At 74.5% G+C, this 24,068-nt stretch carries 31 protein-coding genes and 1 riboswitch; of the genes, 16 read left to right on the top strand and 15 right to left on the bottom strand.

Annotated elements, in window-relative coordinates:
- Positions 1 to 75: 75 nt before the first annotated feature.
- Positions 76 to 669 (bottom strand): dihydrofolate reductase family protein, encoded by a 594-nt coding sequence (locus ACWIX7_RS12510; RefSeq protein ID WP_448622151.1) that lies wholly within the window; start codon positions 667 to 669, stop codon positions 76 to 78.
- A 22-nt stretch (positions 670 to 691) separates the two neighbouring features.
- Positions 692 to 1,246, bottom strand: a complete 555-nt coding sequence (locus tag ACWIX7_RS12505; RefSeq protein WP_448621856.1) for a dihydrofolate reductase family protein — start codon at positions 1,244 to 1,246, stop codon at positions 692 to 694.
- Between the two features lie 382 nt (positions 1,247 to 1,628).
- Here ACWIX7_RS12505 and ACWIX7_RS12500 point away from each other — a divergent pair, with 382 nt between their 5' ends.
- The 4 genes from ACWIX7_RS12500 (at position 1,629) to ACWIX7_RS12485 (ending at position 4,484) form a co-directional block, all read left to right on the top strand.
- A complete protein-coding gene (locus ACWIX7_RS12500) occupies positions 1,629 to 2,030 on the top strand; it encodes a hypothetical protein (RefSeq protein WP_448621855.1) in 402 nt (133 codons plus the stop codon).
- 503 nt (positions 2,031 to 2,533) lie between these two features.
- Complete coding sequence (locus ACWIX7_RS12495) at positions 2,534 to 3,109, top strand: dihydrofolate reductase family protein (protein WP_448621854.1); 576 nt, start codon at positions 2,534 to 2,536, stop codon at positions 3,107 to 3,109.
- A 423-nt stretch (positions 3,110 to 3,532) separates the two neighbouring features.
- Positions 3,533 to 3,994, top strand: a complete 462-nt coding sequence (locus ACWIX7_RS12490) for a VOC family protein (RefSeq protein WP_448621853.1) — start codon at positions 3,533 to 3,535, stop codon at positions 3,992 to 3,994.
- A 49-nt stretch (positions 3,995 to 4,043) separates the two neighbouring features.
- A complete protein-coding gene (locus ACWIX7_RS12485; RefSeq protein WP_448621852.1) occupies positions 4,044 to 4,484 on the top strand; it encodes an OsmC family peroxiredoxin in 441 nt (146 codons plus the stop codon).
- Between the two features lie 135 nt (positions 4,485 to 4,619).
- Here the strand turns inward: ACWIX7_RS12485 and ACWIX7_RS12480 are convergent, their stop codons facing one another.
- A complete protein-coding gene (locus tag ACWIX7_RS12480; protein WP_448621851.1) occupies positions 4,620 to 5,042 on the bottom strand; it encodes an ATP-binding protein in 423 nt (140 codons plus the stop codon).
- 286 nt (positions 5,043 to 5,328) lie between these two features.
- Between ACWIX7_RS12480 and ACWIX7_RS12475 the strand changes: the two genes are divergently transcribed.
- Positions 5,329 to 6,720 (top strand): uracil-xanthine permease family protein, encoded by a 1,392-nt coding sequence (locus tag ACWIX7_RS12475; RefSeq protein WP_448621850.1) that lies wholly within the window; start codon positions 5,329 to 5,331, stop codon positions 6,718 to 6,720.
- 3 nt (positions 6,721 to 6,723) lie between these two features.
- Here the strand turns inward: ACWIX7_RS12475 and ACWIX7_RS12470 are convergent, their stop codons facing one another.
- The 5 genes from ACWIX7_RS12470 to ACWIX7_RS12450 all read right to left on the bottom strand — a co-directional run bounded on the left by ACWIX7_RS12470 (position 6,724) and on the right by ACWIX7_RS12450 (position 10,807).
- Entirely contained in the window at positions 6,724 to 7,338 is a 615-nt protein-coding gene (locus ACWIX7_RS12470) for a thiamine phosphate synthase (RefSeq protein WP_448621849.1), read from the bottom strand.
- A complete protein-coding gene (locus ACWIX7_RS12465) occupies positions 7,335 to 8,147 on the bottom strand; it encodes a thiazole synthase (RefSeq protein WP_448621848.1) in 813 nt (270 codons plus the stop codon). The genes ACWIX7_RS12470 and ACWIX7_RS12465 overlap by 4 nt, the downstream gene beginning before the upstream one ends.
- 1 nt (position 8,148) lies before the next feature.
- A complete protein-coding gene (gene thiS, locus ACWIX7_RS12460; protein ID WP_448621847.1) occupies positions 8,149 to 8,349 on the bottom strand; it encodes a sulfur carrier protein ThiS in 201 nt (66 codons plus the stop codon).
- Positions 8,350 to 8,354: 5 nt separating this feature from the next.
- Positions 8,355 to 9,464 carry a glycine oxidase ThiO gene (gene thiO / locus ACWIX7_RS12455; protein WP_448621846.1) on the bottom strand — a complete coding sequence of 370 codons (1,110 nt, stop codon included), beginning with the start codon at positions 9,462 to 9,464 and terminating at the stop codon, positions 8,355 to 8,357.
- On the bottom strand, positions 9,461 to 10,807 hold the full coding sequence (locus tag ACWIX7_RS12450) for a purine-cytosine permease family protein (RefSeq protein WP_448621845.1): 1,347 nt from the start codon (positions 10,805 to 10,807) through the stop codon (positions 9,461 to 9,463). Before ACWIX7_RS12450 ends, thiO begins: the two co-directional genes overlap by 4 nt.
- Positions 10,797 to 10,909, bottom strand: a riboswitch (TPP riboswitch). (Overlaps the previous gene by 11 nt.)
- A gap of 68 nt (positions 10,910 to 10,977) precedes the next feature.
- Here ACWIX7_RS12450 and ACWIX7_RS12445 point away from each other — a divergent pair.
- From ACWIX7_RS12445 to ACWIX7_RS12435, 3 genes are all read left to right on the top strand, one after another.
- Positions 10,978 to 11,577 carry a thiaminase II/PqqC family protein gene (locus ACWIX7_RS12445; RefSeq protein WP_448621844.1) on the top strand — a complete coding sequence of 200 codons (600 nt, stop codon included), beginning with the start codon at positions 10,978 to 10,980 and terminating at the stop codon, positions 11,575 to 11,577.
- 19 nt (positions 11,578 to 11,596) lie between these two features.
- The gene (locus tag ACWIX7_RS12440; RefSeq protein ID WP_448621843.1) at positions 11,597 to 12,226 is read left to right on the top strand and encodes a TenA family protein; all 630 of its coding nucleotides are present in this window, start codon (positions 11,597 to 11,599) and stop codon (positions 12,224 to 12,226) included.
- A gap of 127 nt (positions 12,227 to 12,353) precedes the next feature.
- Entirely contained in the window at positions 12,354 to 12,524 is a 171-nt protein-coding gene (locus ACWIX7_RS12435; protein ID WP_448621842.1) for a hypothetical protein, read from the top strand.
- A 51-nt stretch (positions 12,525 to 12,575) separates the two neighbouring features.
- On the opposite strand, the gene ACWIX7_RS12430 is transcribed toward ACWIX7_RS12435, so the two are convergent.
- From ACWIX7_RS12430 to ACWIX7_RS12420, 3 genes are all read right to left on the bottom strand, one after another.
- Entirely contained in the window at positions 12,576 to 12,698 is a 123-nt protein-coding gene (locus ACWIX7_RS12430; RefSeq protein ID WP_448621841.1) for a hypothetical protein, read from the bottom strand.
- 289 nt (positions 12,699 to 12,987) lie between these two features.
- On the bottom strand, positions 12,988 to 13,227 hold the full coding sequence (locus tag ACWIX7_RS12425; protein WP_448621840.1) for a hypothetical protein: 240 nt from the start codon (positions 13,225 to 13,227) through the stop codon (positions 12,988 to 12,990).
- 107 nt (positions 13,228 to 13,334) lie between these two features.
- The gene (locus tag ACWIX7_RS12420) at positions 13,335 to 14,627 is read right to left on the bottom strand and encodes an Nramp family divalent metal transporter (protein ID WP_448621839.1); all 1,293 of its coding nucleotides are present in this window, start codon (positions 14,625 to 14,627) and stop codon (positions 13,335 to 13,337) included.
- Positions 14,628 to 14,880: 253 nt separating this feature from the next.
- Here ACWIX7_RS12420 and ACWIX7_RS12415 point away from each other — a divergent pair, with 253 nt between their 5' ends.
- Complete coding sequence (locus ACWIX7_RS12415) at positions 14,881 to 15,195, top strand: hypothetical protein (protein WP_448621838.1); 315 nt, start codon at positions 14,881 to 14,883, stop codon at positions 15,193 to 15,195.
- Positions 15,196 to 15,220: 25 nt separating this feature from the next.
- On the opposite strand, the gene ACWIX7_RS12410 is transcribed toward ACWIX7_RS12415, so the two are convergent.
- Positions 15,221 to 15,928 (bottom strand): Mut7-C RNAse domain-containing protein, encoded by a 708-nt coding sequence (locus ACWIX7_RS12410; RefSeq protein ID WP_448621837.1) that lies wholly within the window; start codon positions 15,926 to 15,928, stop codon positions 15,221 to 15,223.
- 97 nt (positions 15,929 to 16,025) lie between these two features.
- Here ACWIX7_RS12410 and ACWIX7_RS12405 point away from each other — a divergent pair, with 97 nt between their 5' ends.
- The 4 genes from ACWIX7_RS12405 (at position 16,026) to ACWIX7_RS12390 (ending at position 18,959) form a co-directional block, all read left to right on the top strand.
- On the top strand, positions 16,026 to 16,538 hold the full coding sequence (locus ACWIX7_RS12405) for a VOC family protein (RefSeq protein ID WP_448621836.1): 513 nt from the start codon (positions 16,026 to 16,028) through the stop codon (positions 16,536 to 16,538).
- 129 nt (positions 16,539 to 16,667) lie between these two features.
- Positions 16,668 to 17,219 (top strand): GNAT family N-acetyltransferase, encoded by a 552-nt coding sequence (locus tag ACWIX7_RS12400; protein ID WP_448621835.1) that lies wholly within the window; start codon positions 16,668 to 16,670, stop codon positions 17,217 to 17,219.
- A gap of 74 nt (positions 17,220 to 17,293) precedes the next feature.
- A complete protein-coding gene (locus ACWIX7_RS12395) occupies positions 17,294 to 17,953 on the top strand; it encodes a GntR family transcriptional regulator (protein WP_448621834.1) in 660 nt (219 codons plus the stop codon).
- The gene (locus ACWIX7_RS12390) at positions 17,940 to 18,959 is read left to right on the top strand and encodes a 1-aminocyclopropane-1-carboxylate deaminase (protein WP_448621833.1); all 1,020 of its coding nucleotides are present in this window, start codon (positions 17,940 to 17,942) and stop codon (positions 18,957 to 18,959) included. Before ACWIX7_RS12395 ends, ACWIX7_RS12390 begins: the two co-directional genes overlap by 14 nt.
- Here the strand turns inward: ACWIX7_RS12390 and ACWIX7_RS12385 are convergent.
- From ACWIX7_RS12385 to ACWIX7_RS12375, 3 genes are read right to left on the bottom strand one after another with little or no spacing between them, the layout of a single operon-like run.
- Positions 18,956 to 19,648 carry an alpha/beta fold hydrolase gene (locus ACWIX7_RS12385; protein ID WP_448621832.1) on the bottom strand — a complete coding sequence of 231 codons (693 nt, stop codon included), beginning with the start codon at positions 19,646 to 19,648 and terminating at the stop codon, positions 18,956 to 18,958. The genes ACWIX7_RS12390 and ACWIX7_RS12385 overlap by 4 nt on opposite strands.
- Positions 19,645 to 19,854: a hypothetical protein gene (locus ACWIX7_RS12380; RefSeq protein WP_448621831.1), complete on the bottom strand. Its 210-nt coding sequence runs from the start codon at positions 19,852 to 19,854 to the stop codon at positions 19,645 to 19,647. The genes ACWIX7_RS12385 and ACWIX7_RS12380 overlap by 4 nt, the downstream gene beginning before the upstream one ends.
- Before the next feature lie 36 nt (positions 19,855 to 19,890).
- Positions 19,891 to 20,910 carry an NADP-dependent oxidoreductase gene (locus ACWIX7_RS12375; RefSeq protein ID WP_448621830.1) on the bottom strand — a complete coding sequence of 340 codons (1,020 nt, stop codon included), beginning with the start codon at positions 20,908 to 20,910 and terminating at the stop codon, positions 19,891 to 19,893.
- A 79-nt stretch (positions 20,911 to 20,989) separates the two neighbouring features.
- Between ACWIX7_RS12375 and msrA the strand changes: the two genes are divergently transcribed.
- The 3 genes from msrA to ACWIX7_RS12360 all read left to right on the top strand — a co-directional run bounded on the left by msrA (position 20,990) and on the right by ACWIX7_RS12360 (position 24,029).
- Positions 20,990 to 21,643 carry a peptide-methionine (S)-S-oxide reductase MsrA gene (msrA, locus tag ACWIX7_RS12370; protein ID WP_448621829.1) on the top strand — a complete coding sequence of 218 codons (654 nt, stop codon included), beginning with the start codon at positions 20,990 to 20,992 and terminating at the stop codon, positions 21,641 to 21,643.
- Positions 21,644 to 21,739: 96 nt separating this feature from the next.
- Complete coding sequence (locus ACWIX7_RS12365; RefSeq protein WP_448621828.1) at positions 21,740 to 22,870, top strand: class I SAM-dependent methyltransferase; 1,131 nt, start codon at positions 21,740 to 21,742, stop codon at positions 22,868 to 22,870.
- 67 nt (positions 22,871 to 22,937) lie between these two features.
- On the top strand, positions 22,938 to 24,029 hold the full coding sequence (locus ACWIX7_RS12360; RefSeq protein WP_448621827.1) for a class I SAM-dependent methyltransferase: 1,092 nt from the start codon (positions 22,938 to 22,940) through the stop codon (positions 24,027 to 24,029).
- Positions 24,030 to 24,068 lie beyond the last annotated feature (39 nt).

The raw sequence follows: 24,068 nt of genomic DNA, 5'->3' as shown, positions 1-24,068 counted from the left end.
CACGGGCGGCTGCCCGTCAGCCGTCGAGGAGCTGGTCGGTCAGCGGTGGGCGGACGGCAAGAGCGTTCCGCCGGGTCACCGCAGCACCGGGAACACCAGGTGGGTGACCCTGTCGCCCTGCAGGCAGACCGTCGGGTTGCCGAGCAGGACGTCCCGGGACGACAGCTTGCCGAAGAAGGGACGGTTGCCCTCGCCCATCACGACGGGGACCAGGTCGACGGCCACCTCGTCGAGCAGCCCCAGGTCCAGGCACTGCCGGGCGATGGTGCCCCCGGTGATCGCGACGACACGGTCGCCGGCGAGCTCCTGAGCTCGTGCGACCGCGGCCGCGATCCCGTTGGTCACGAAGGTGAACGGAGCGTCGGGGTGCGCCTCGGCCCAGTCCGCCGGGACCCGGTGCGTCACGACGACGACGGGGACGTCCAGGGTGTGTCGGCCCTGCCAGCCCTCGGCCACCTCGAAGAGCGTCCGGCCACAGACCAGCGCCCCCAGCGAGGACGTCCACCGCCGCCAGTGCTCCGCGCTGGCCGGGGTCAGGTGGACGGTGAAGTCGCCGGCGGGGGTCGGGATCGCGACCTCGCCGTTCTGCAGCCAGTCGAACAACCGGCCGATGGTGTTGTCCTGCTTGGCGACGTACCCGTCGAGGGACATGATCGCGTTCGCTACCACTCTGCCCACGGATCCTCGCTCCTCAGGTGTGCTCTGGCCGGTGGACCCGCGCGAGGATGCCGCTGGGGAGCGGCTCGGCCTCGATGAGCCCCAGGTGCCGCGAGCACGGGAGTTGGTCGAACAGGGCCTGTCCGCGGCCCAGGACCAACGGCTGGACCAGGAGGCGGTACTCGTCGACCAGGTCCGCCGCGGCCAGCGCGCCGGCCGACCGGCTGCCGCCCCGGACGATGACGTCCGGGCCGGGCTCAGCCTCGATGGTCGAGATCTCGGTCGCCAGGTCGCCCCGCGCGACTCGGGTCGCCGGCCAGGTGGCCTCGGCGTCGCCGAGCGTCTTCGAGGACACCACCTCGGGGATGTCGTTCATCGGCCCGGCGTACGGATCCTGCGACTGCGGCCAGTACGACGACAGCTCCTGGTAGGTGACGCGGCCCATGAGGTGGGCACCGGCCTCGCTGATGCCGTCGAGCTCCCACTGCTCCAGTTCGACGCCCTCGGGGATGGCGATCCCGGGGTGCTCACGGTCGCTGCCGACGAACCCGTCCAGGGACATCGACAAGTACGAGACGACGTCTCGCATCACCACCACCAGATCCCTTCACGAGGGCCTGTCGCCACGGGTGGCCGTAGCGTGGTGGCGTGCAGCAGAGCGGTGCACGGCTGTCCCGGGCGAGTGAGCGCCTCCCGGCGGAGGCGCGGCCGCTGATGTAGGTGAAGACCCGCCACCTCGGCCGAACTCATCGCGCGGCCGGCCCCGAGCTCCCGGAACCGACCGGGCGGTGCAGATCTGCCGAGCGCGAGCTGGGGTGCGAACGGGTCGCGCTCGTCGGGAGTCCTGGTTGGCGAACCGCCAACGGTGCAACTCACAGCAGCGAACGGGCTGACGTGCTGCGGTCCCGTGGGGGATCCCCGGCTGGGACGGCGCGCGCAGCGTCCCATCCGGCGTCAGGTCCAATGAGGACGTGACAGGCAGCGACGCGGCGTCGATTCGAGATGCTCTCGAGCTCGCCGTCATCCGAGCGATGAAGCAGCGCGACCGCGGCGCACTCGCCGCGTACCGGACGGCGCTCGGAGCCATCGACAATGCGGAGTCCGTCCCATCGGGCACGTCGCACCAGGCCGGTGCATGGGAACTGTCCGCGGTCGGAGCCGGCCGGACCGATGTACAGCGACGCCTGCTCACCGAACAGGACATGATCGACATCGTCCTGCAGGAGGCGAACGAGCGCCGGGCTGCCGCCGAGTCACTGGGTGGCGCGGAGCCCGAGGCGGCACAGCGGCTCCGCGACGAAGCAAGCCTGCTCCAGGCCTTGGTCGTTGGCACCGGACCCACTCCTCCCGGTGAGGACGACACCGGGCTCTGAGAGATCTCGTCCGGCACTCAGGGGCGTAGGCCCCAGGAGCGCCTCGAGCTCTGCGATGGCCTGGGCCTCAGCAGAGATCGATGGTGGATCGTGGTCTCGGGCCGCAGCACCAGCCTCTGACCGGAGGCTGCGGTGAGTGCTCCTGAGGCGGCGAGGTCATCGACTCGGTACCGGTCACGGGACAGTCGCTCGAGGGAGGCCTGCGTTGCCGTGCCATGCTCGCGGCTGTGCCGTATGGCCGGTACCGGCCATCGGCGGTACCAGGCGGGTCGGGGCGGCGCTCGGCTCCCGGCATCTCCATCAGAGTCGCCGCACCTGCCAGCGGGCGCTGCCCGGCGCCCGCTGGCGACCCGTCCCAGTGACCGATCGAGCTACGGCACGGTCGCGGTGGTGCCCGGCGGCTGCTCAGGAGCGGCCTCGAGGATGCGCTGGACGATTGCGGCGACGACGGCGTAGTGGTTGCGGCAGCCCGCCAGGGGCGTCCGCGGAGAGGAGTGGTGGACGTGCGTGCGCTGACCTACTACGTGGGGGTGAGCCTGGACGGGTACATCGCCGCCCCCGACGGCTCCTACGACTTCTTCCCTGTCGATCGATCGGTGCTGGACTTCATAGCCGAGGAGTTCCCCGAGACCCTCCCCAGCCACGTGCGGGCTCACCTGGGCCTCATCGCGCCGGGCACCCGGTTCGACACCCTGCTGATGGGCCGCGCCACCTACGCCCCGGCCCTGCAGGCGGGGATCACCAGCCCGTACGCGCACCTGCGCCAGTACGTGGCCTCCACCACCCTGCCCGCCGGCTCCGATCCGCAGGTGACGGTGGTGTCCGAGCCCCTCGCCCTGATCCGCCAGCTGAAGCAGGAGCACGGCGCCGGGATCTGGCTGGCCGGCGGAGGCACGCTGGCCGGAACGCTGCTGGACGAGATCGACGAACTGGTCATCAAGCGCTACCCGGTGGTGATCGGCACCGGCATCCCGGCCATCGCCGCCGATCACGCCTCTGCGCTGCCCTTCACGGTCACCGACCAGCGCACCTTGACCGGCGGCACCACGGTCACCAGCTACACCCGCGTGAGGGCATGACCCCGGCCTGCCGCCCGCGGGTGGCAGTGCCCAGGCCTGGCTGGTCCCCCCACCGATGACGGACCCTCCTGCAGTGCGTTCTCGGTGCATCGACGCCCGCGGTTCGCCCCTGGCCGATGAAGAGCAGCGTCACGGTCAGGTCACGTGGCGCCCCAGGGGTTGCGGTCCGCGTGGCGCGCGGTGGCTGGACGATCGGCAAGCGGTACGCGTCCGGTGGCCGATCCTCTCCGGGACGCCATGGCCGTCCCGCTGCCCCGGTGAGAGGTGGCCGCTGAGGGCTCGCCTTGCGGGGACGCCGGCCCATGAGGACGTCGGACGGTGGGATGCCGGTCCAGTCGCAGGAGGACGGCGAACCGAGCGATGACTTCTGGACGTCTGTCGGGTCGGTGCTGAGGAAGCGGGATCCGTCCTCAGGAGGGCATCGTGGAACTCGACCGAGCGACTGTGTGCCTGCCCATCAAGGACCGTTCGGTGTCACACGCCTTCTACGCCGCCCTCGGGTTCGTGGCAGTTGGTGAGCCGGGTGACGATGGCCTTCCCGAGCCCCTGCAGTTCGAGATCAGCGTCGGTATGCGGGTGATGCTGATCCCGGCGGTCGGCTTCGGCTGGGTGATCGGCCGCCGGCGACGATCGCCCCGGAATGCGCACGAGTGTCTCGTCGTGATCGGGCTGGGCACCGATGCCGAGGTCGACGAGCTGATGCGTCGCGCACAGGATGCCGGCGCCGACATCGTCTTCGAATCCGGAGACCAGACATGGGGCTCCGTCCCGGTGGACGATGACCTCGCGGAGACGCGAAGCCCTGATGCCTACGCCGGCGCGTTCGCCGATCCCGACGGCCACATGTGGCAGGTCACCCGCGCGGACGGCGTCCTCATCCGATGAGCCGGTCGCGAACCCACTCTCCGCTGGGATCGCAAGGGAGCGCAGCCTCATGGCCATCCGCACCGCCCGTACCGCCTGGAACGGCACCCCGCAGGAGGGGGCCGGCCAGGTCGAGCTCAGCAGCTCCGAGGTCGGCACGTTCGACGTGTCCTTCCCCGAGCGCACGGCCGAGGACGCCTGGGGCACCACGAGCCCCGAGGAGCTGATCGCGGCGGCCCACTCGTCGTGCTTCTCGATGGCGCTGTCCTACGAGATCGCCGAGGCCGGTGGCACGCCGCGGTCGCTGGAGGTCTCCGCCGACGTGACCCTCGGCCAGGAGGACGGCGCGCCGACCATCACGAAGATCGCGCTGACCGTCCGTGGCGAGGTCGAGGGCATCGACGCCGCGGGGTTCGAGCAGGCCGCTCAGGCCGCCAAGGCCGGTTGCGCGGTCAGCCGCGCGCTCGCCGGGGTCGACGAGGTCACCCTCGACGCCACCCTGGAGAGCTGACCTCGCCGTCCGCGTCGATCTCCACGGCCGGCGCCGTGATCCTGACCTCGCGGCCCCGCACCAGGACGACATCCCCGCGCGGTCCGGTGGCCACGACCCCGACACGGCTCCGGGCACCTCGTGCACTGCGTCCGATCAGGGGGCGAGCACGGCCCAGACGTGCTTGACGCCGGCGGTGACGTACCAGCCGTGGTCGGTGGCCAGCTCGGCGATGAGGTAGAGCCCGAGCCCGCCGTCGCTGGGGTCGCGGTTGACGGCGGGGGCGGGCGGGGTGTCCGGCGCGCCGTCGCGGACCTCGATCAGCCAGGCGTTCGCCAGGGGACGCACGGTGGCGCGGACCCGGCCGCCGCCGTGTCGCAGTGCGTTGGAGGCCATCTCGTCGAGGGCCAGGACCAGCCGGTCGCGCAGGTCGGCCTGGTGGGGGCCGCCGATGTGGGCCCGCACCTCGGCGCGGACGACGGGCAGCTCGGCGACGCTCTCGAGGTCCCAGGCGAAGTGCTCGGGAGCCGCGGGTGGTCGTGCGGACGGCCACAGCTGCCTGGCCGTCTCGCCTGTCACGCTGTGGTCCCCTCACGTGCTCGTCCCGCCCGGAGGCGCACCCTGGCCCTCGCCCGCTGGGCGTGACCCATCGTCGGCTCGCGAGCGAGTCGAACACCTGCGTATGGGTCCACGCGGGCGGTCCCAAACATCGTGAGACAGGTGTCACACCCCGGCCAGCGCAGGCGGTGTGCCCCGGCGACCTGCCAGGGCGGCTCAGCGGATCGCAACCGCGGTGACACCGTGGTGGAACACGCGGCAGCGAGCCTGCTCCGGGAAGCGACCCCCCACCCCCAGGAGTGCTGCGATGGCGACCACCCGGCCGGCGAGCCCCCGGACGTTCGACCGCACCGACCCGAACGCCCGGCCGCCGTGGACCGAGGCGGTGCCGCTGGGCCTGCAGCACGTGCTGGCGATGTTCACCTCGAACCTCACCCCGGCCATCCTGCTGGCCGGGGTCATCGGCGCGACGACCGGCGAGGCGGTGCTGCTGGTGCAGGCCGCGCTGCTGTGCGCGGGGCTGGCCACGCTGCTGCAGACCGTCGGCATCGGCCCGGTCGGCAGCCGGCTGCCGCTGATGATGGGCTCGGGATTCGCGTTCATCGCCGTCGCCGTCCCGCTGGCCGGGGACTTCGGTCTGGACGCCGTCCTCGGCGGGGTGCTGGTCACCGCCGCCGTCCAGGTGGCCATCGCGCTGGGCATCCACCGCGTCGCCGGGCTGTTCCCGCCGGTGGTGACCGGGACGATCATCCTGGTCATCGGCCTGGGGCTGCTGCCCAGCGGCATCAACCTGGCCGCCGGCGGCGTCCGCTCGCCGGACTTCGGCGCACCGGTCAACCTGGGCATCGCCGGCCTCGTGCTGGTGGTCACCGTGGTCCTCAACCAGTTCTGCCGCGGGCTGCTGTGCAGCGCATCGGTGCTGATCGCGGTGGCCGTCGGCTACCTGGTGTCGATCCCGCTGGGCCTGCTCGACCTGTCCGGCGTCGGTGACCGGCCGCTGGTCGCGGTGCCGACGCCGTTCGAGTTCGGGGTGTCCTTCCCCCTGGTCGCGGTGCTGTCGATGGCCGTCGTCGGAGTGGTCAACATGGTGGACTCGGTGGGCACCGTGCACGCGGTGACCGAGGGCGGCGCGGGCCGGCCGGCGACCGCGCGGGAGCTGCGCGGCGGCATCCTCGCCGAGGGCGGCAGCGCGGTGCTCGGCGGCGCCTTCGGCGCCCTGCCGACGACGATGTTCAGCCAGAACATCGGCCTGGTCGCCCTCACCAAGCAGATGAGCCGGCACGTGGTCACCCTCGGCGCGGTCGTGCTGGTGGCCCTCTCGCTGCTCCCGCAGGTCGCCGCGGTGCTCGCCGCGATCCCGCCCGCGGTCCTCGGCGGCGGGGTGCTGGTGCTCTTCGGCATGGTCGTCGCGATCGGCATCCAGCTGCTCAGCAAGGACGGCCTGGACACCCGCGCGCTGCTCATCGTCGCGCTGTCGGTCGGCCTGGGCCGGGGCGTCGCCGCCGCGCCGGACGCCGTCGACCGGGTGACCGGCGAGTGGGGCGCGCTGTTCGACTCGGGCATCGTCGTCGCGGCCGTCGTCGCCGTCGTCCTGAACCTCGTGCTCCCCGGCAGGAGGGGCCGCACGGAGGACCCGCCGGCGCCGGCCGAGGTGGTCGTGGCGGACGTCGCCGCGGAGCACCGTCCGCCCGCGGGCTGACGGTCAGGCCAGGGCCGCCAGGTAGTCCCGGACGGCGGATGGGGCACGCATCACCGGCCCCATCACCGCGATCCCGTGCGCACCGGCGGCGACCAGGTCCGGCACGTGCTCCGGCAGTACGCCGCCGAGCGCGTAGACCGGCGGGCCCGGCGGCCGCAGGCGGGCGAACCCCTCGACGCCGAGAGCTGGGCCGTAGCCGGGTTTGGACGCGGTGGGGAACACGGGGGAGAGGAAGGCCCAGTCGCAGCCCTCGGCGCGGGCCTGCGCCAGCTCCGCCGCGGAGTGGCAGGAGCGGCCGACCAGCGCCGGGCGCGGGTCGGGGAACGGCTCGGCCGCGGCCAGGTGGACGGCGGGCTGGACGGCGCGGTGGGCGGGCCCGGGGACCGACCCGGCCGTGACCAGCAACCCGCCCACCGGGTCGAGCACGGCGCGGAGGTCGGCGGCGAGGGCCGCGCGCTCGTCGTCCGGCAGGTCGCGGTCGCGCAGCAGGACCGCCCGGGCCCCGGCGGCGACGGCGTCGGCCACCACGCCTGGCAGCGGCCCGGCGGCCTGCACCCGGTCGGTGACGACCAGCAGCCGTGGCAGGCGTGCTGTGCTGTCCGCGGAGAACTCGCTCACAGCTCCGGCAGGCCCTCGAAGGACGTCGACGCCTCGGCGTGCCAGCGGCGCGGGATGCGGCCGGCGAGCTTGGCCAGCCGCCCGCCCTCGACCGCCTGCCGCATGGCCAGTGCCATCCTCTCGGGGTCGCGGGCGCGGGTCACCGCGGAGGCCAGCAGCACCGCGTCGCAGCCGAGCTCCATCGCCAGGGCGGCGTCCGAGGCGGTGCCGATGCCGGCGTCCAGCACCACCGGGACGTCGACGCCCTCCCGCAGCAGCGCGATGTTGTGCGGGTTGCGGATGCCCAGCCCGCTGCCGATCGGCGAGCCCAGGGGCATGACCGCGGCGCACCCGGCGTCCGCCAGCCGGCGGCCGAGGATGGGGTCGTCGGTGGTGTAGGCGAGCACGGTGAAGCCGTCGGCGACCAGCTGCTCGGCGGCGTCGAGCAGCTCGACGGCGTCGGGCAGCAGCGTGTGCTCGTCGCCGATCACCTCCAGCTTGACCCACGGCGTGCCGAACGCCTCCCGGGCCAGCCGCGCGGTCAGCACGGCCTCGCGGGCGGTGCGGCAGCCGGCGGTGTTGGGCAGCAGCCGCACGCCGCAGCGGTCGAGCACCTCGAGCATCGACGCGCTCGACGACGCCTCCACCCGGCGCAGCGCCACCGTGACCAGCTGGGTGCCCGAGGCCCGCACCGCCGCCTCGAGGGTCTCCAGGTCGGGCACGCCGCCGGTGCCGAGCAGCAGCCGGGAGGTGAAGGTCTCACCGGCGATCACGAACGGGTCGGTGGCCTCCTCGCGGGCGAGGGCGGGAGCCAGGTCGGACGTGGTCATGTCAGCCTCCTGCGGTCGGGGCGAGGACCTCGAGGGTGTCGCCGGGGGAGATGCGCGTCCCCGGCCAGCTGCTCCGGGGGACGACGTCCCCGTTGAGCGCGACCGCGACCCGGTCGTGCGCGCCGCTGCGCGCGGCGACCAGGTCGGCGACGGTGGCGTCCGTGGCCAGCTCGGTGTCCTCGCCGTTGACGGTGACCTGCATGACGGCTACCTCCCGAAGCGGTCGGCGGTGAAGGGGGCGGCGAGCTCGGGCAGCACGCCGGTGGCCAGCAGCTCGGCGGTCACCTCGGCGGTGACCGGGGTGAGCAGCACGCCGTTGCGGTGGTGCCCGGTGGCCAGCACCAGGCCCGGCAGCGGACCGGGGCCCAGGAGCGGGGCGTTGTCCGGCGTGCCGGGGCGCCACCGGGCCAGCGTCTCGACCAGTTCCAGCTCGCTGATCCCGGGGACGACGTCGATCGCGTCGTGCAGCAGGTCGTGCACCCCGCCCGCGGTGACGGTCGGGTCGAAACCGCGGTCCTCGGTCGTCGCGCCGACGATGAGCCGGTCGCCCGCGTAGGGCACCAGGTAGACGGGCCGCCCGCGGACCAGCGCGCGCACTGTGCCCTCGAGCAGGTCGCTCGCGCCGGCCAGCCGCAGGATCTGGCCCTTCACCGGGCGCACCGGCAGCGGCGGGACCCCGGGCAGGCGGCCGCTGTGCGCGCCGAGCGCGAGGACGACGGTGCTGGCCGACACCGTGCCGCCGTCCGCCGTCTCCAGGCCCACCGCCCGCCCCCCGACGACGCGCAGCTCGGTGACCCGGTCGCGCACCAGGCGCACTCCGGCGTCCAGCGCGGCGACCAGCAGCGCGGCGTGCAGGGCCCGGCCGTCGACGGAGTGGTCGCCGGCGACGAGCAGCCCGCCGCGCACCCGCGGCGTGAGCGATGGCTCGCGGCGGCGGGCCTCCCGGGGGGTGAGCCGCTCGGCGTCCAGGCCCAGCTCCCGCTGGAAGGCGTGCAGTGCGGCGAGCTCGCGGACGTCGTCCTCGTCGAAGCCGACGACGAGCGTGCCGGCCGTGCGCAGCCCGACCGGGGTGCTGCTGGCCCGCTCGACCTCCGCGGCGAAGGCCGGCCACCGCTCGACCGAGGCCAGGCCCAGCCGCAGCAGCGCCTCCTCGCGGTAGCCGGCCTCGGTGACCGGGGCGAGCATCCCGGCGGCGGCGGCCGACGCGCCGGTGCCGGGGGAGTCGTCGACGAGGGTGACCGAGAGCCCACGCCGGGCCGCCTGCCAGGCCGTGGCCAGCCCGATGAGCCCCCCGCCGGCGACCGCGACGTCGCTCATGCCGGCAGTCTCCGCCGGCGCAGCCACCCCGGCAGGCAGACCAGCGCGGTGAGCAGCACCGCGACACCCAGGCCCACCAGCGACGCCGACCAGCCGTTGGCCGGGTCGATGCCGAGGTCGGCCTGGCGGGCGGTCCACCACGCCGTCCAGCCGGCGCCCGAGCCGGAGAGGTGGGTCGGCAGCGTGAGTTGGTAGGCCAGGAAGCCGGCGAGCCACGGCAGCAGGAGCAGCGGCCGGGCCGGGGCGGTGGCGGAGGTGTCCCAGGCGCCGCGCGGGGTGGTGGAGTAGGCGACGGCGAAGACCCCGACCAGCGGGACGAACACCGCGCCGATGAGGAAGAGGAACGGCTCGTAGGCGGCGATGTCGAAGGTCAGCGCCAGCAGCGTCGCGACGGTGCCGACGGCCACGGCGAGCAGCCGGCGGTCGGCGCGGACGACGAGGTTCTGCGTCGACACCGCGGTCGAGTAGACGTTGGCGAAGGCCTCGTCGAGCTCCACGGCGACCAGCACGAGCACCGCCACCGCCCCGAGCGGGACGGCGAGCAGGGCGTCGATGACGTCGAGCCCGGAGCTGCCGTAGGCGGCCAGCGCGAGGACGCCGAGGGTGAACATCGCGACGGTGGCCAGGCCGTAGCCGAGCGAGGCCCCGGTGAACGCCGCCCGGCCGCTGCGCACGTGCCGGGTGTAGTCGGCGACCAGCGGGAACCAGGAGATCGGCAGGGCGATGACGATGTCGGCCGCCGTCCAGAACGACGTCGCGGCACCGTTCGTCAGCGGCGGCAGCGGCTCGGCGAGCACCTCGACGAAGAGGTAGACCACCGCGGCCAGCGCCGCCCACACGGCGTAGCGGGCCAGCACACGGGCCACGCCCAGCGGGCGCAGCGCCATCGCGGTGGCCAGCACGCCGGCGACCAGCACGAACGGCCAGCGCGGCGCGTCGAGCACCCGCGACGCGGCCTCGGCGATGATGACGATCTCGAAGGTCGCCCAGCCGACGCACTGCACGAGGTTGAGCGCGGTGGGCAGCGCGGAGGCGCGGCGGCCCAGCAGCCCGCGCAGCAGCACCATCGTCGGCACCCGCTCCCGCGCGCCGGCCGCGGCGGCCAGCCCGAGGAGGACGGCGCCGATCGCGGCGCCGACGACGATCGCGCCGAGCGTCGTCGACAGCGGCCGGCCCGGGAGGACGACGAACACCGCGGCGACCGGCAGCAGCAGGCTGATCCCGAGGTTGGCCCACAGGCCGAAGGAGTCGCGCAGGCCCAGCGTGGGAGCGGGGGCCTGGTCGAGGGTCAGGGGCGCATCCGCGGTGGGCGCGCTGGTGCGGACGTCGTCCGACGTGCTCATGGTCGCTCCCTACGCCGGCATTACCCGGTCAGGTTCCAGCGGTCGGCGACGCGTCGAGTCGCCCTCTCAGCCCGTTCCGCCCGAGCTCCCGCACATGGCTGTCCTCACCATAGGCCCGCCCTGCAGCGCACGCTGCGGTCTGCCCGACCAGGCCGCGTACGGTCGCCGCCGTGCCGGTCGCCGACCTCCTGTCCCGCCACCCCGACGCCTGGCGGGGAGCGACCCGCTACCCGTTCCTCGACGCCGTGCGCGACGGGACGGTCCCGGTCGCCGCCTTCGACACCTGGCTGGTGCAGGACGCCCGCTTCGTCGCCGACCTGCTGCGCTTCCAGGCCCGGCTGCTGGCGCGCGTGCCCCGACCGGCGCAGGCCGTCCTCGCCGGCGGGCTGGTGGCGCTGGTCGACGAGCTGGCCTGGTTCGAGGAGCAGGCCGCCGTCCGCGGGCTGGACCTCGGCACGCCCGCGCTGCCGGCCACCGCCGCCTACGCGGAGTTGCTCGAGCGGCTCGACGCCGCCGACGTCGGGACGGCCCTGACCGCGCTGTGGACGATCGAGCGCACCTACCTCGACGCCTGGTCGGGGGCGTCGCCAGGGGCGCCGGAGTACGGCCCCTTCGTCGAGCACTGGACGCAGCCCGGGTTCGCTGACTACGTGGCCGGCCTGGAGGCGGCGGCGGACGGCGTCCCCGCGCCCGACGCGGACGCGGTGTTCACCGAGGTGGTCGCGGCCGAGACCGCCTTCTGGGCGATGGCGCAGGACTCGGCGCGATGAGCATGGCGATGGAGACGGCGTGAGCCTCGCCGCCGACCTCTGGGCGGCCAACGCCGACCTTGCCGCGGAGGCCCTGGCGCACCCGTTCGTCGCGGGCATCGGCGACGGCACGCTGCCCCGTGAGCGCTTCGCCGGCTACGTCGCCCAGGACGCGTTCTTCCTCGAGTCCTTCGCCCGCGCCTACGCGCTCGGCGTCGCGCACAGCCCCGACCGGGCGACCCTCGATGCCTTCGCCGACCTGCTGGCCGGTGTCCGCGAGGAGCTGCGCCTGCACGCCGGTTACGCCGCCCGCTGGGGCATCGACCTCGCCGGCGTCGAGCCGCTGCCGGCGACCACCGCCTACACCGACTTCCTGCTGGCGACGGCGTCCCTCGGCGGGGTCGGCGCCACCTGCGCGGCGATGACCCCGTGCATGCGGCTCTACGCGTACCTGGGCCGGTCGCTGTCGGCCGAGCGCGCCGGGGACTACGCCGAGTGGGTCACCACCTACGCCGACCCGGGCTTCGAGGAGCTCGCCGCCGGCTTGGAGCGGCTGCTCGACCGGCACGCCTCCGACGTCCCCGCCGTCCGGACGGCGTACCGGCGGGCGATGCGGCTGGAGGTCGGCTTCTTCGACGCCGCCTGGCACGTTTCACGGGAAACGCCATGATCGCTGCGCTCTCGTGGCGATCCCGGGCTGATGGCCACGAGTTCGCGGGTGTCGGTGAGCCGCGGTGCCCGGGGCCGGGCCGCGGTCATCCCCGCGAACAGGCGCGGACGGGTGGTTGACTCGCCGCATGGTCGCGCCGATCCCTGAGCCGGACCCGAGCATCGATCCGACCGAGCCGGTGCCGGACGACCCCGGCGAGCTGCTCCCCGACGCGCCCGAGCCCCTCCCGCCCCCGCCGATCGAGTCGACCCCCGACGACCCCGGCGGCGACCCGGGTGGCGTGCCCGAACCCGCCTGACGTTCCCGCGGGAATGTCGACGGACGGCGGAACCCGGCAGCGCCACTGTGATCACAGGACGGTGAGGTGGTCCTCCGTCGCACCGTGCACCGTGGTGAGGGAGAGTGACCGGTCGAAGGTCACGAACCGCCCGCCGTGCGCCACCGCCAGTCCGAGGAGGTAGGCGTCGGTCACCTGACGGGAGCCGTGCAGGCGTGCAGGCGTGAGCGGTCGACGACCCGTGGGTCCAGGAGACCCACGTCGCAGGGCCAGAACTCGTGGTGGCGGCCCCCTGGGCCGCCGCGAGCAGCTCGACCGCCCGCGCCGGGGAGATCGGGCTCGGGTGGCGCGGCTGGCTGATGACCCGTACGAAACCGTTCTCGGTCATCAGGCAGGACGTCCAACCACTTGCCTGCCCGCTCGTGATCGACGTCGTCGCTGTCCAGCAGGGCGCGGAGGACGTTCACATCGAGGAGGGCTCGCCTCACTCTCCCTCGTCCTCACGCAGCCGGTCGATGAGAGCGTTCGACACCGCGGGACCACGGCGGGGGAGAGGGGTGAACCCGTGCCGAGCGGTCGTGGATCCGGCCGGCGTGCGGTGTGCGCCGGTCAGGGCCTGGCGGGCGAGGTCGGAGAGGACCTCTCCGGCGGTCCGCCGTTCTCGCCGGGCTCGTTCGCGGACGGCCAGCAGGACGTCGTCGTCGATGCTCAAGGTGGTGCGCACGCATCTGATGCTGGTGCATCACGCTGGTACTCGTCTCGGATGCCCGGGTCCGGTGGTCCCGTCCCGAACCCGGCCCTGAACTCGCCGAGGGAGGCAGGAGTCCTTCCTCAGCCGAGCACGAAGCCCAGCAGCAGGTGGCCGTTGAGGCCGATGATCAGCGCGGCGACCACCGCACCGGCGACGGTGGTGACCCGCCGGTTCACCCAGCCGCCCATCAGATCGCGCCGGCTGGTCAGCCACAGCAGCGGCACCAGAGCGAACGGGATGCCGAACGAGAGCACCACCTGTGACCAGACCAGCGCGGTCGTCGGGTCGCCGCCGAGCAGCAGCACCAGCAGTGCCGGCGCGAGGGTGATCAGCCGGCGGGCGAGCACCGGGATGTGCCGGCGAAGGAACCCGGCCATGACCACCTGGCCGGCGTGCGTGCCGACCGAGGAGGAGGCGAACCCCGAGGCCAGCAGCGCCAGCGCGAAGGCCAGCGAGGCCCCGGCTCCGAGCTGGTCGCCGAGCCCGGCGTGCACACCCTCCAGCGAGCCGGCGTCGTCCCCGCCGGTGAAGAGCTGCGCCGCGATGACCAGCATCGCCGCGTTGACCAGCCCGGCCAGGCCCATGGCCAGCAGCACGTCGAGCCGCTGGGCCCGCAGCAGCCGGCGCCGTCCCTCCCAGGTCTTCCCGGCGGTGACGACGTCGCCGTAGCGGCCCGGGGTGAGCGCGGAGTGCACGTAGATGACGTGCGGCATCACCGTCGCGCCGAGGATGCCGGCAGCGAGCACCAGGCTGTCCGGGCCGGCGAAGGAGGGCACCAGACCGCCGGCCAGTCCGCCCACGTCGACGCCCGAGCCGACCAGCGTGTAGCCGAAGCCCAGCCCGATGACCAGCAGCAGGCCGGTGATCACCCGCTCGAACGGCCGGTGCCCACGCGACTGCGCGGCCAGCAGCACGAAGGCGACGACGGCGGTGATCAGCCCGCCGACGGGCAGCGGGACGCCGAACAGCAGGTTCAGCGCGACTGCGCCGCCGACGATCTCGGCCAGGTCGGTGGCGATCGCGACCGCCTCGGCCTGCAGCCACAGCCCCCGGGTGACCGGCTTGGGCAGCTGCTCGCGGCAGTTGGTGGCCAGGTCGCGGCCGGTGGCCAGGCCCAGCTTCGCGGTCAGCGACTGGATGAGCATCGCCATGAGGTTGGCCGCGACGATCACCCACAGCAGCGTGTAGCCGAAGGCGGCGCCGCCGGAGAAGTTGGTCGCGAAGTTGCCCGGGTCCACGTAGGCGACCGCGGCCACGAACGCAGGCCCGAGCAGCGGCCAGATGCGCCGCCGGCCGGTGGCCTGGGGAGGTCGTCTCGGCGTGCCGACCAGCGTGGTGGGCAGGACGGCGGCCTCGGTCTTCGACAGGTACACGGCGGCCTCGCAGGAGCGGGAGCAGGAGTGGCTGGGTGTGCGCTCCTGGGCTGCCCGCCGCGGCTGTCACACCTGGGCCAAGCCGTGGCCCCCCGGGGCCGACTCGTCGGCCGGGCCGGCGAGCGTGCGGGCGCCCGGTGGACCCCGGAGCCCCGGCCGGGTGGAGTTGGCAGTGCCGAACGGCTCTGGGCGCCCGTCGGCCGGCCGGTCGACGCTGGGAGTCACATCCCACCCCACACCACCGGAGGCGGTCATGCGGATGATGCTGAAGGCCGTCGTCGACACCGATGCCGGCAACGAGGCGGCGCGCAAGGGACAGGTGTTGGAGCTCACGCAGCGGCTCGTCGAGCAGCTCGATCCGGAGGCCGCCTACTTCCTGACCGAGGGCGGGCAGCGCAGCTGTCTCGTCGTGTTCGACATGGCCGACACCTCGCAGATCGCGGCCATCGCCGAGCCGTTGTTCCTCGACGGGAAGGCGAAGGTGACGTTCGTACCCTGCATGAACCTCGAGGACCTGGAGAGGGGCCTGGGTCAGGTGTACCCCCCGGACGCCGCGAGCACCCCCTGAGTGACCGGGCGCGCCGTGGCCGAGCTCAGCCGCGCTGCGCCACCCGGATGAGCGCGTTGATCCGTCGAGCGTGCGCGCCGTGCCAGTAGACCCGGCCGCACGCCGCGCAGCGGGAGAAGTCGTCGAAGGTCCGGCGGGTGCCCGGGGGCAGCCGGTCGGCGACGTCGGCCTTCGGCACCGGCTCGAGCCGGGCGCCGCAGGTGGTGCACCGGGTCAGCGGGGCCAGGGACGGCGCGAAGCGGTCGAGGACGTCGGCCAGCTGGTCGTCCGGCCGGCTCCCGCGCACCAGCGCCCCGGGCACCCCGCGCCGCATCAGCAGGCCGCGGTCCTGGGTGAGCAGCACCCGCTCCTCGGCGGCGGCCCGGGCGGCGAGGTCGGCGTCCTCGGCGTCGTTGGACCAGGCGGCGTCCAGGCCGAGCAGCCGCAGCCGGCGGGCCAGCGTGCCCAGCCCCACGTCGAGCAGGAAGCCCCCGGCCGGCACCGGTTGCGGACGGGGGACCGCGTCGACCTCCAGCACGGCGCCGGGACGGGTGCGCGCCGACAGCGGCACGGCATCGCCGTCCACGCGCACCCCGCCCACCTCCGTCAGGGGTACCCCGGCGGCCCGCACGAGGTGGGCGACCGTGGCGTCCGGGTCGTGGCCGAGCCGCCGCTCCCGCGCCGCCCGGTCGCGGGGGCGCAACAGGAAGGCCAGCTCGGGCACGACCCGGACGGTGACGCACGCGCTGCCCACGGACGCGACCTACCCCATCGGACACCGCGGATACTTGAATTCTCAAGCAGGGGGGCGCACACTGGACGGCGTCGTCCCGATCGGTCAGGAGCCCGCCGTGCCCGTCCAGCGCCTCAACCACGCCGTCCTCTACGTCCGCGACGTGGAGCGCAGCCTCGCCTTCTACCGCGACGTCCTCGGCTTCCGGGTGAAGACCGACATCCCCGGTGCCGCGGTGTTCCTGCAGGCCGAGGGGTCGACCAACGACCACGACCTGGGCCTGTTCCAGGTGGGCGCCGCGGCCGGCGCCTCCGAGGCCGGCCGGCGCACCGTCGGCCTGTACCACCTGGCCTGGGAGGTCGACACGCTCGCCGAGCTCGCCCGCGTCCGCGCCGCGCTGCTGCAGGCCGGCGCGTTGGTCGGGGCCTCGGACCACGTGACCACCAAGGCCCTCTACGCGCAGGACCCCGACGGGCTGGAGTTCGAGGTCTCCTGGCTGGTCCCGGCCGCGCTGATCACGCCGGAGCTCACCGAGGGCGCCCCGATGACCGCTCCGCTGGACCTCGACCGCGAGATCGCCCGCTACGGGGCCGACACCCGCGGCGGCGTGGGGGTCTCCGTCCCCGCCTGAGGAAGGACCTCCTGCCCCCCGCCATGGAAGGACCCCGTCCTCACGCGTCGCACGCTCGGCGCGAGCCTCGGGACGGGGCCAGCGGCGGGATCCTGCAGGGGCCGGTCCCGTGGGAGACCATGGCTCCCCGTGGACCCGGTCGAGCTCGATGCCGGCGCGCTGCGCCTGCGGCCCTGGCGGGAGGACGACGCCGATGACGTCGTCGCGGTGATGCAGGACCCGGTCATGCAGCTGTGGAACGGCCTGCCGGCCACGACCCGCCCCGACGCCGTGGCATTCCTGCGCCGGCGCGGCGACTGGACCACCGGCGACCACGCCTCCTGGGCGGTCACCGACGCCGCGACCGGCGCGCTGCTCGGCTCGGTGTCGCTGCACTCCATCGCCGTCGCGCAGGGCAACGCGCAGATCGGCTACTGGACCGTCCCGGCCGCTCGCGGGCGCGCGGTCGCCGCCCGGGCGGTGGACGCGGCCTGCCGGTGGGCCTTCGCGGCCGTGCCGCTGGAGCGGGTGGAGCTGTGCCACGCCGTGGAGAACACCGCCTCCGGCCGGGTGGCCGGGAAGGCCGGCTTCACCCTCGAGGGGCGGCTGCGCCGCTCGTACCGCTACGGCGACGGGCTCAAGCACGACGAGTTCATCTGGAGCCGGCTGGCCGACGACCCCTCACCGGATCTCAGCAGCTGAGTCCTCCGCCCATGTCCGCGGAGAAGACCGGAGTGGGTTGACGTCGAGGCCATCTGACATCTGAGATGTCAGTTGTGGCCCTGGCTCCCGTCTCGCGCATCCTGCTGCGGGACATCGCACTCGAGCGCATCCGGGCGGCGATCGTCTCCGGTGACCTCGAGCCCGGCACGGTGGTGAAGGACGCCGAGCTGGCCGCCCGCCTCGGCCTGTCGGTGACCCCGGTGCGCGCGGCGCTGGCCCGGCTGGCCGACGAGGGCCTGGTCGAGGCCAAGCCGCAGAGCCACACCCGCGTGACGCCGCTGCGGGTGCGCGACGTCCGCGACGCCGCCGTCGTCGTCCGGGCGATGCACGAGCTCGCCGTCCGCGAGGCCGTGCCCGCGGTGACCCCGGACGACGTCGCCGCCATGCGCGCGGCCAACCAGCGGTTCGCCGCCGCGGTGCGGGCCGGGGACGTCGACGCCGCCCTGGCCGCCGACGACGACCTGCACGGCGTGCTCCTGGCCCGCTGCGGCAACACCGCGCTCACCGCGACCGTCGAGCGGCTCACCCCCGCCGTCCGCCGGCTGGAGCGCCGCCGTTTCGCCGCGGCGCACGGCGCGGAGTCCGTCGACCTGCACGACCGCCTGATCGCCGCCTGCGCCGACTCCGACGCCGACGCCGCCGTCGCCACCACCACCGAGATCTGGACGGCCCTGCTGTCCGAGCTGGAGGAGACCCCTGATGGCACTGTCTGACCACCCCCGGTACCCGCTGCTGTTCGGCCCCTCGCCCGTGCACCGGCTGGACCGGCTCACCGAGCACCTCGGCGGCGCCGCGGTGTGGGCCAAGCGCGAGGACGTGAACTCCGGCATCGCCTTCGGCGGGAACAAGACCCGCAAGCTCGAGTACCTGGTCGCCGACGCGCTGGCCCAGGGCTGCGACACGCTGGTGTCGATCGGCGGCGTGCAGAGCAACCACACCCGCCAGGTGGCCGCGGTGGCGGCACGGGTCGGGCTGGAGTGCGTCCTCGTGCAGGAGAGCTGGGTGGACTGGCCCGACGCCGTCTACGACAAGGTGGGCAACATCCTGATCAGCCGGCTGGCCGGGGCCGACGTCCGGCTGGTCAAGGCCGGTTTCGGCATCGGGTTCAAGGAGAGCTGGGAGGCCGCGCTCGCCGAGATCGAGGCGCGCGGCGGCAAGCCCTACGCGATCCCGGCCGGCGCCAGCGACCACCCGCTCGGCGGGCTGGGCTTCGCCTCCTGGGCGGAGGAGGTCGCCGCCCAGGAGGCCGAGCTGGGCGTCTTCTTCGACACCGTCGTCGTCTGCTCGGTCACCGGCTCGACGCAGGCCGGCATGGTCGCCGGCTTCGCGAAGCTCGAGGAGGACGGCGCCCGCCCGCGCCGGGTCCTCGGCGTCGACGCCTCCGCGAAGCCCGCCGAGACGCGCGACCAGGTGCTGCGGATCGCCCAGCGCACCGGCCAGCTGATCGGCCTGCGCCGCCAGCTCACCCTCGACGACGTCGAGCTCGACGAGCGCTACCACGCAGGGGTCTACGGCATCCCGGACGAGACGACGATCCGCGCCATGGAGACCGCCGCCCGCACCGAGGGCATGGTCACCGACCCGGTGTACGAGGGGAAGTCGATGGCCGCGACCATCGACCTCGTCGGCCGCCGGGAGATCGACCCGTCGTCCACCGTGCTCTACGCGCACCTCGGCGGGCAGCCCGCGCTCAACGGCTACAGCGCGCTGTTCTCCTAGAGGGTGGCGGCGAGCTCGCGGCGGTCCAGGGCCGCGCGCAGCTCGGGCCGCCACGGTGCGAGCCCGGTCCCGGCGAGGACGACGTCCCGCACGAAGGCGTGCCAGACCGGCGCCCTGCGCACCATGCTGTGCCCGCCGGCGATCGTGAACCGCGCGATGTGGGCGCCGGCCCGTTCCGCGCGGACGGCGAAGTCGGCCGAGAGCGCGGCCGGCACCCAGCGGTCGCCGCGGCCGTGCAGGATCGCGACGGTCTGCCCACGCAGGTGCTCGACCGGCTCGATCGGCGGCGTCCACGGCGCGAGCGCGCAGACCACCCGGACGGAGGGGTCGTCCCCGGCGCGCAGCACGGCGCGGCCGCCCATCGAGTGGCCGACCAGCACGACCGGGACGTCGTCCCCGTGCCGTGCCCGCAGCTCGCCCAGCGCCCACCGGACGTCGGCGTACGCGTCGGCGGCCACGCCGTTCCAGCCGGCCACCCGGTAGCGCAGCAGGTAGGTGCCCAGGCCGCGGTCGGCCGCCGAGGCGCGCACGTACTGCTCGATGGCGCGCATCCGCAGCAGCGACAGCGCCCGCTCCTTGGGCGGCTGCACGCTGGCCACGGTGCCGCCGTGGCAGAACACGGCGAGCGCCCGGGTCGGCCCCCGGGCGGGCTCGTGGTCCAGACCCGGGCGCCCGCCGCTGGTGGTCACCGGCGCCGGCGCCGGCGCCCGCCGCGGAGCGTCGCGCGGGCGCGGTCGCCGAGGTCTCCGGCCTTGTACAGCCCGCGGGTCACCTGGGTGGACCCGGTGCGCCGCTCGAGGACCTGCGCGGCCCGGCGCAGCAGGCCGGTGGCGAGGGGGACGACGACGGTCAGCAGCAGCCAGGTGCGCAGCCGGCTGGTCAGGAAGAGCCACATGATCGCCATCCTGCCCGGATGCGGCCGGCGGGAACCTCAGTCGGGGTCGGGCGCCAGGCGGACGACCATCTTCCCGACGTTGCCCCCGCGCAGCAGGTCCAGGAAGGCCGGCACGGCCTGCTCGATCCCCTCGTGCACGGTCTCCCGGACCACCAGGTCGCCCGAGCGCAGCCAGCCGGTCACCGTCTCGGTGAACTCCGGGCGCAGGTCGGCGTGGTCGCTCACCAGGAAACCGCGGAGGGTGAGCCGCCTGCCGACCATGAGGAACATGTTGCGCGGCCCGGGCGGCGGCTCGACGGCGTTGTAGCCGGAGATCGCGCCGCACAGCGCGGCCCGCCCGTGCACCCGCAGCGCGCCGATCGCGGCCTCCAGGTGCTCGCCGCCCACGTTGTCGAAGAAGAGGTCGACGCCGTCCGGGGCGGGCGCGGCGAGCAGCTCGGCGACGGGACCGTCGTGGTAGTCGAAGCCCGCGGTGAAGCCCAGCTCCCGCAGCCAGGCGACCTTCTCCGCGGACCCGGCGCTGCCGATGACGCTGCCGGCGCCGCGCAGCCGCGCGAACTGCCCGACCAGGCTGCCCACCGCGCCGGCGGCCCCGGAGACGAACACGTCGTCCCCCTCGCGGAAGGCGCCGACCCGGAACAGCCCGGCGTAGGCGGTCAGCCCCGGCATGCCGAGCACGCCCAGGTACCAGGACGGGGACACGTCCTCCTCGGTCGGCAGCCGGGTCACCGCGGCGGCGTCGAGGACGGCGGTCTCCCGCCAGGCGGCGTCGGTGAGGACCAGCGACCCCTCCGGCAGTTCGGGTGCGCGCGAGGCGACCACCCGGCCGACGGCGCCGCCCTTCATCACCTCACCGACCTCCCACGGCGGCGCGTACGAGGGCCCGGACCGCATCCGGCCGCGCATGTACGGGTCGACCGACATCACGACCACCCGGACGACGACCTGCCCCTCGGCCGGTTCAGGGAGGGGCACCTCGACCAGCCGGAAGTCCTCGGGGGTCGGCTCGCCGTGGGGCCGGGCCGCCAGGTGCCACTCACGCGTCGTCGCCGCCATGCCCCGATCCTGCATCCGCCGAGGTCGGGCCGCTCCCTCGCCGCCGGTCCTCCTTGCGGCACCGGCCTACGCTCGGAGCATGTTCTTCTCCCGGTCCAGGACCCAGCCGGTGGCAGCCGAGGACGCGCTGCCGGGCCGCCCGACGCCGCTGCCGAACGTCCCGGAGCTGCACGCGGTCAACGGCAACCGCATCCGGCCGCCGTTCCCGGAGGGCATGCAGACCGCCGTCTTCGGGGCCGGGTGCTTCTGGGGCGTGGAGAAGGTCTTCTGGGAGCAGCCGGGCGTCTACTCGACCGCGGCGGGCTACGCCGGTGGCCACACCGCGAACCCGACCTACGAGGAGGTCTGCTCGGCGCAGACCGGCCACACCGAGGTCGTGCTGGTCGTCTTCGACCCGGCGGTGACCTCCTACGAGCAGTTGCTCAAGGTCTTCTGGGAGGACCACGACCCGACGCAGGGCATGCGCCAGGGCAACGACGTCGGCACCCAGTACCGCTCGGCGATCTACTACGCCTCGCCGGAGCAGGAGGCCGCCGCCCGCGCCAGCCGTGAGGCCTTCCAGCAGCGGCTGACCGCGGCCGGCTACGGCGAGATCACCACCGAGATCGCGCCGCTCGGCGACTTCTACTACGCCGAGGACTACCACCAGCAGTACCTGTACAAGGTGCCCAACGGCTACTGCCCGATCCACTCGACCGGCGTCTCCTGCCCGGTGGGTCTCTCCGGCGTCTGAAGCCGCACCCCACTCCGGCGAGATCGCGTGATCTCGTACGGTTCCCGGGCCGTACGCGTGCGAGATCGCGCGATCTCGCCGGAGGAGGGGAGTGCCGTGGCCGACCTCGGGCTCCTCGACCAGCTGCGGCGGGAGCCGGACGTCGAGGCGCCGGACCTGGTCGCCGTCGACGCGACCGACCGGCTGCTGCTCGACGAGGCCGCCGACCTGCTCGCCGCGGCCGGCCCCGGTGCGGTCGCCGTCGTCGACGACTCCTACGGCGCGCTGACCCTGGGCGCGGTCGCCGCCGGCGCCCGCGACGTCCGGGTGCACCAGGACCTGCTGGTCGGCGAGCTGGCCCTGGGCCGCAACGCCGAGCGCACCGGGCTGACCGGCACGTACCGCTCGCTGCCGCTGGACCCCGGGCTGGCGGACGGCGTCCGGCTCGTGCTGGCCAAGGCGCCGAAGTCCCTCGACGCCCTGCGCGAGCTCACCGAGGTGGTGGCCTCCTCCGCCGCGCCCGACGTCACGCTGCTGGTCGGAGCGCGGGTCAAGCACATGACCCACGCGATGAACGACGTCCTGGGCCTCGGGTTCACCGACGTGCACGCGACGCTGGCCCGGCACAAGTCCCGGGTGCTGGTCGCCCGCGGGCCCCGGCCGGGTGTGACGTCGTCCTTCCCGCGCCGGCAGGAGCACCCCGACCTGGGGCTGACCGTCTGCTCGCACGGCGCCGCGTTCGCCGGCACGAAGGTGGACGCCGGGACGCGTGCCCTGCTTGCCGCGCTGCCCCGGATGGCACCCGACGCCCGGACGGCGCTCGACCTCGGCTGCGGCACCGGCGTGCTGGCCACCGCGCTCGCCCTCGCCCGGCCGGAGCTGACCGTGCTGGCCACCGACCAGTCCGCGGCGGCGGTCGCCTCGGCGGCGGAGACGGCGGCGGCCAACGGGCTGGCCGACCGGGTCCGGGTGGTGCGGGACGACGCGGCGTCGACCGTGTCCGACGCGAGCGTGGACCTCGTCGTCTGCAACCCGCCCTTCCACGTGGGCGCGGCCGTGGTGACCGGCGCGGCCGACCGGCTGTTCGCCGCGGCGGGGCGAGTGCTGCGGCCCGGCGGTGAGCTGTGGTGCGTCTACAACAACCGGCTGCCGCACCGGGCCGCGCTGCGCCGGCTCGTCGGCCCCACGCAGGTCGCGGCGTCCGATCGGCGCTTCACCGTCACCGTCTCCACCCGCCGCGGAGCATGACCCTGTGCAGGGCCGGGGGACCGACGGCCCTGGCTGGACGGACTCCACCGGGCCACGGTCGGGGGTCATGACGACGACCGAGACACCGCCCGTCGACGCCACCACCGCCCTGGCCGAGCGCCTGTTCGACGGGGTGATCGCCACCCTGGAACTGGCCGCGGTCCACCTGGGCAGCGAGCTGGGCTGGTACCGCACCCTCGCCGAGGCCCCCGCGACCGCGCCCGAGCTGGCCGAGCGCACCGGCACCGCCCCGCGGTACGCCCGAGAGTGGCTGGAGCAGCAGGCTGTCGCCGGCCTCCTCACGGTGGACGACGAGGCCGCCGGACCCGACGAGCGGCGCTACACGCTCCCGGAGGCGCACCGCCCCGTCCTCGTCGACCGCGACGACCTCGCCTTCATGCCGCCGTTCGTGCAGCAGGCGCTGGTGTTCAGCCGGAACGTGCCCCGGCTGCTCGAGGTCTACCGCACCGGCGAGGGGCTCTCCTGGGCCGAGATGGGCGATGCCCGCGCCGCGCAGGCCGCCGGCAACCGGCCGTACTTCCTCGGCCCCATGGCCTCGCAGGACCTCGCCTCGGTGCCCGAGATCGACGCGGCGCTGCGGGCCGGTGGCCGGGTCGCCGACGTGGGGTGCGGCATGGGCTGGTCCGCGATCGGCATCGCCCGCGCGTACCCGCAGGCCCGGGTCGACGGGTACGACATCGACGAGCCCTCCGTCGAGCAGGCCCGGCTCAACGCCGAGGAGGCCGGCGTCGCCGACCGGGTCCGGTTCACCACGGTGGACGCCGCGGCCGCCGGGGAGCAGGGCAGCTACGACCTGGTCACCGCCTTCGAGTGCGTCCACGACCTGGCCGACCCGGTGGCGGTGCTCACCGCGATGCGCCGGATGGTCCGCCCGGGCGGCACCGTGCTGGTCGTCGACGAGAAGGTGGCCGAGCGGTTCACCGCGCCCGGCGACCAGGTCGAACGGCTGATGTACGGCTTCAGCGTCACCTGCTGCCTGCCCGACGGGCTCTCCACCCGGCCGTCGGCGGGCACCGGCACGGTGATGCGGCCGTCGGTCCTGGAGCGCTACGCCCGCGAGGCCGGGTTCGCCGGGGTCGACGTCCTGCCCATCGAGCACGACGTGTTCCGCTTCTACCGGCTGCGCGCCGGGGGGTGAGCGCGGCCACGTTCCGGAACCAGAAAGGATCCTCGGCCG

The organism is Geodermatophilus sp. URMC 65 (assembly GCF_053502545.1).
The sequence above is the reverse complement of the archived record's forward strand: the minus strand, read 5'-3'. Positions and strand labels throughout refer to the sequence as shown.

What these genes read in the sequence shown, in the direction of transcription:
- thiS (WP_448621847.1), bottom strand. Translation starts at nt 8,349, where the DNA reads ATGCAGGTCACCGTCAACGGCGAGGACACCGAGCTGGCCACGGACGCC.
- msrA (WP_448621829.1), top strand. Translation starts at nt 20,990, where the DNA reads ATGTTCTTCTCCCGGTCCAGGACCCAGCCGGTGGCAGCCGAGGACGCG.
- ACWIX7_RS12465 (WP_448621848.1), bottom strand. Translation starts at nt 8,147, where the DNA reads ATGACCACGTCCGACCTGGCTCCCGCCCTCGCCCGCGAGGAGGCCACC.
- ACWIX7_RS12450 (WP_448621845.1), bottom strand. Translation starts at nt 10,807, where the DNA reads ATGAGCACGTCGGACGACGTCCGCACCAGCGCGCCCACCGCGGATGCG.
- thiO (WP_448621846.1), bottom strand. Translation starts at nt 9,464, where the DNA reads ATGAGCGACGTCGCGGTCGCCGGCGGGGGGCTCATCGGGCTGGCCACG.
- ACWIX7_RS12485 (WP_448621852.1), top strand. Translation starts at nt 4,044, where the DNA reads ATGGCCATCCGCACCGCCCGTACCGCCTGGAACGGCACCCCGCAGGAG.
- ACWIX7_RS12375 (WP_448621830.1), bottom strand. Translation starts at nt 20,910, where the DNA reads ATGGCGGCGACGACGCGTGAGTGGCACCTGGCGGCCCGGCCCCACGGC.
- ACWIX7_RS12360 (WP_448621827.1), top strand. Translation starts at nt 22,938, where the DNA reads ATGACGACGACCGAGACACCGCCCGTCGACGCCACCACCGCCCTGGCC.
- ACWIX7_RS12435 (WP_448621842.1), top strand. Translation starts at nt 12,354, where the DNA reads ATGGTCGCGCCGATCCCTGAGCCGGACCCGAGCATCGATCCGACCGAG.
- ACWIX7_RS12475 (WP_448621850.1), top strand. Translation starts at nt 5,329, where the DNA reads ATGGCGACCACCCGGCCGGCGAGCCCCCGGACGTTCGACCGCACCGAC.
- ACWIX7_RS12505 (WP_448621856.1), bottom strand. Translation starts at nt 1,246, where the DNA reads ATGCGAGACGTCGTCTCGTACTTGTCGATGTCCCTGGACGGGTTCGTC.
- ACWIX7_RS12415 (WP_448621838.1), top strand. Translation starts at nt 14,881, where the DNA reads ATGCGGATGATGCTGAAGGCCGTCGTCGACACCGATGCCGGCAACGAG.
- ACWIX7_RS12390 (WP_448621833.1), top strand. Translation starts at nt 17,940, where the DNA reads ATGGCACTGTCTGACCACCCCCGGTACCCGCTGCTGTTCGGCCCCTCG.
- ACWIX7_RS12380 (WP_448621831.1), bottom strand. Translation starts at nt 19,854, where the DNA reads ATGTGGCTCTTCCTGACCAGCCGGCTGCGCACCTGGCTGCTGCTGACC.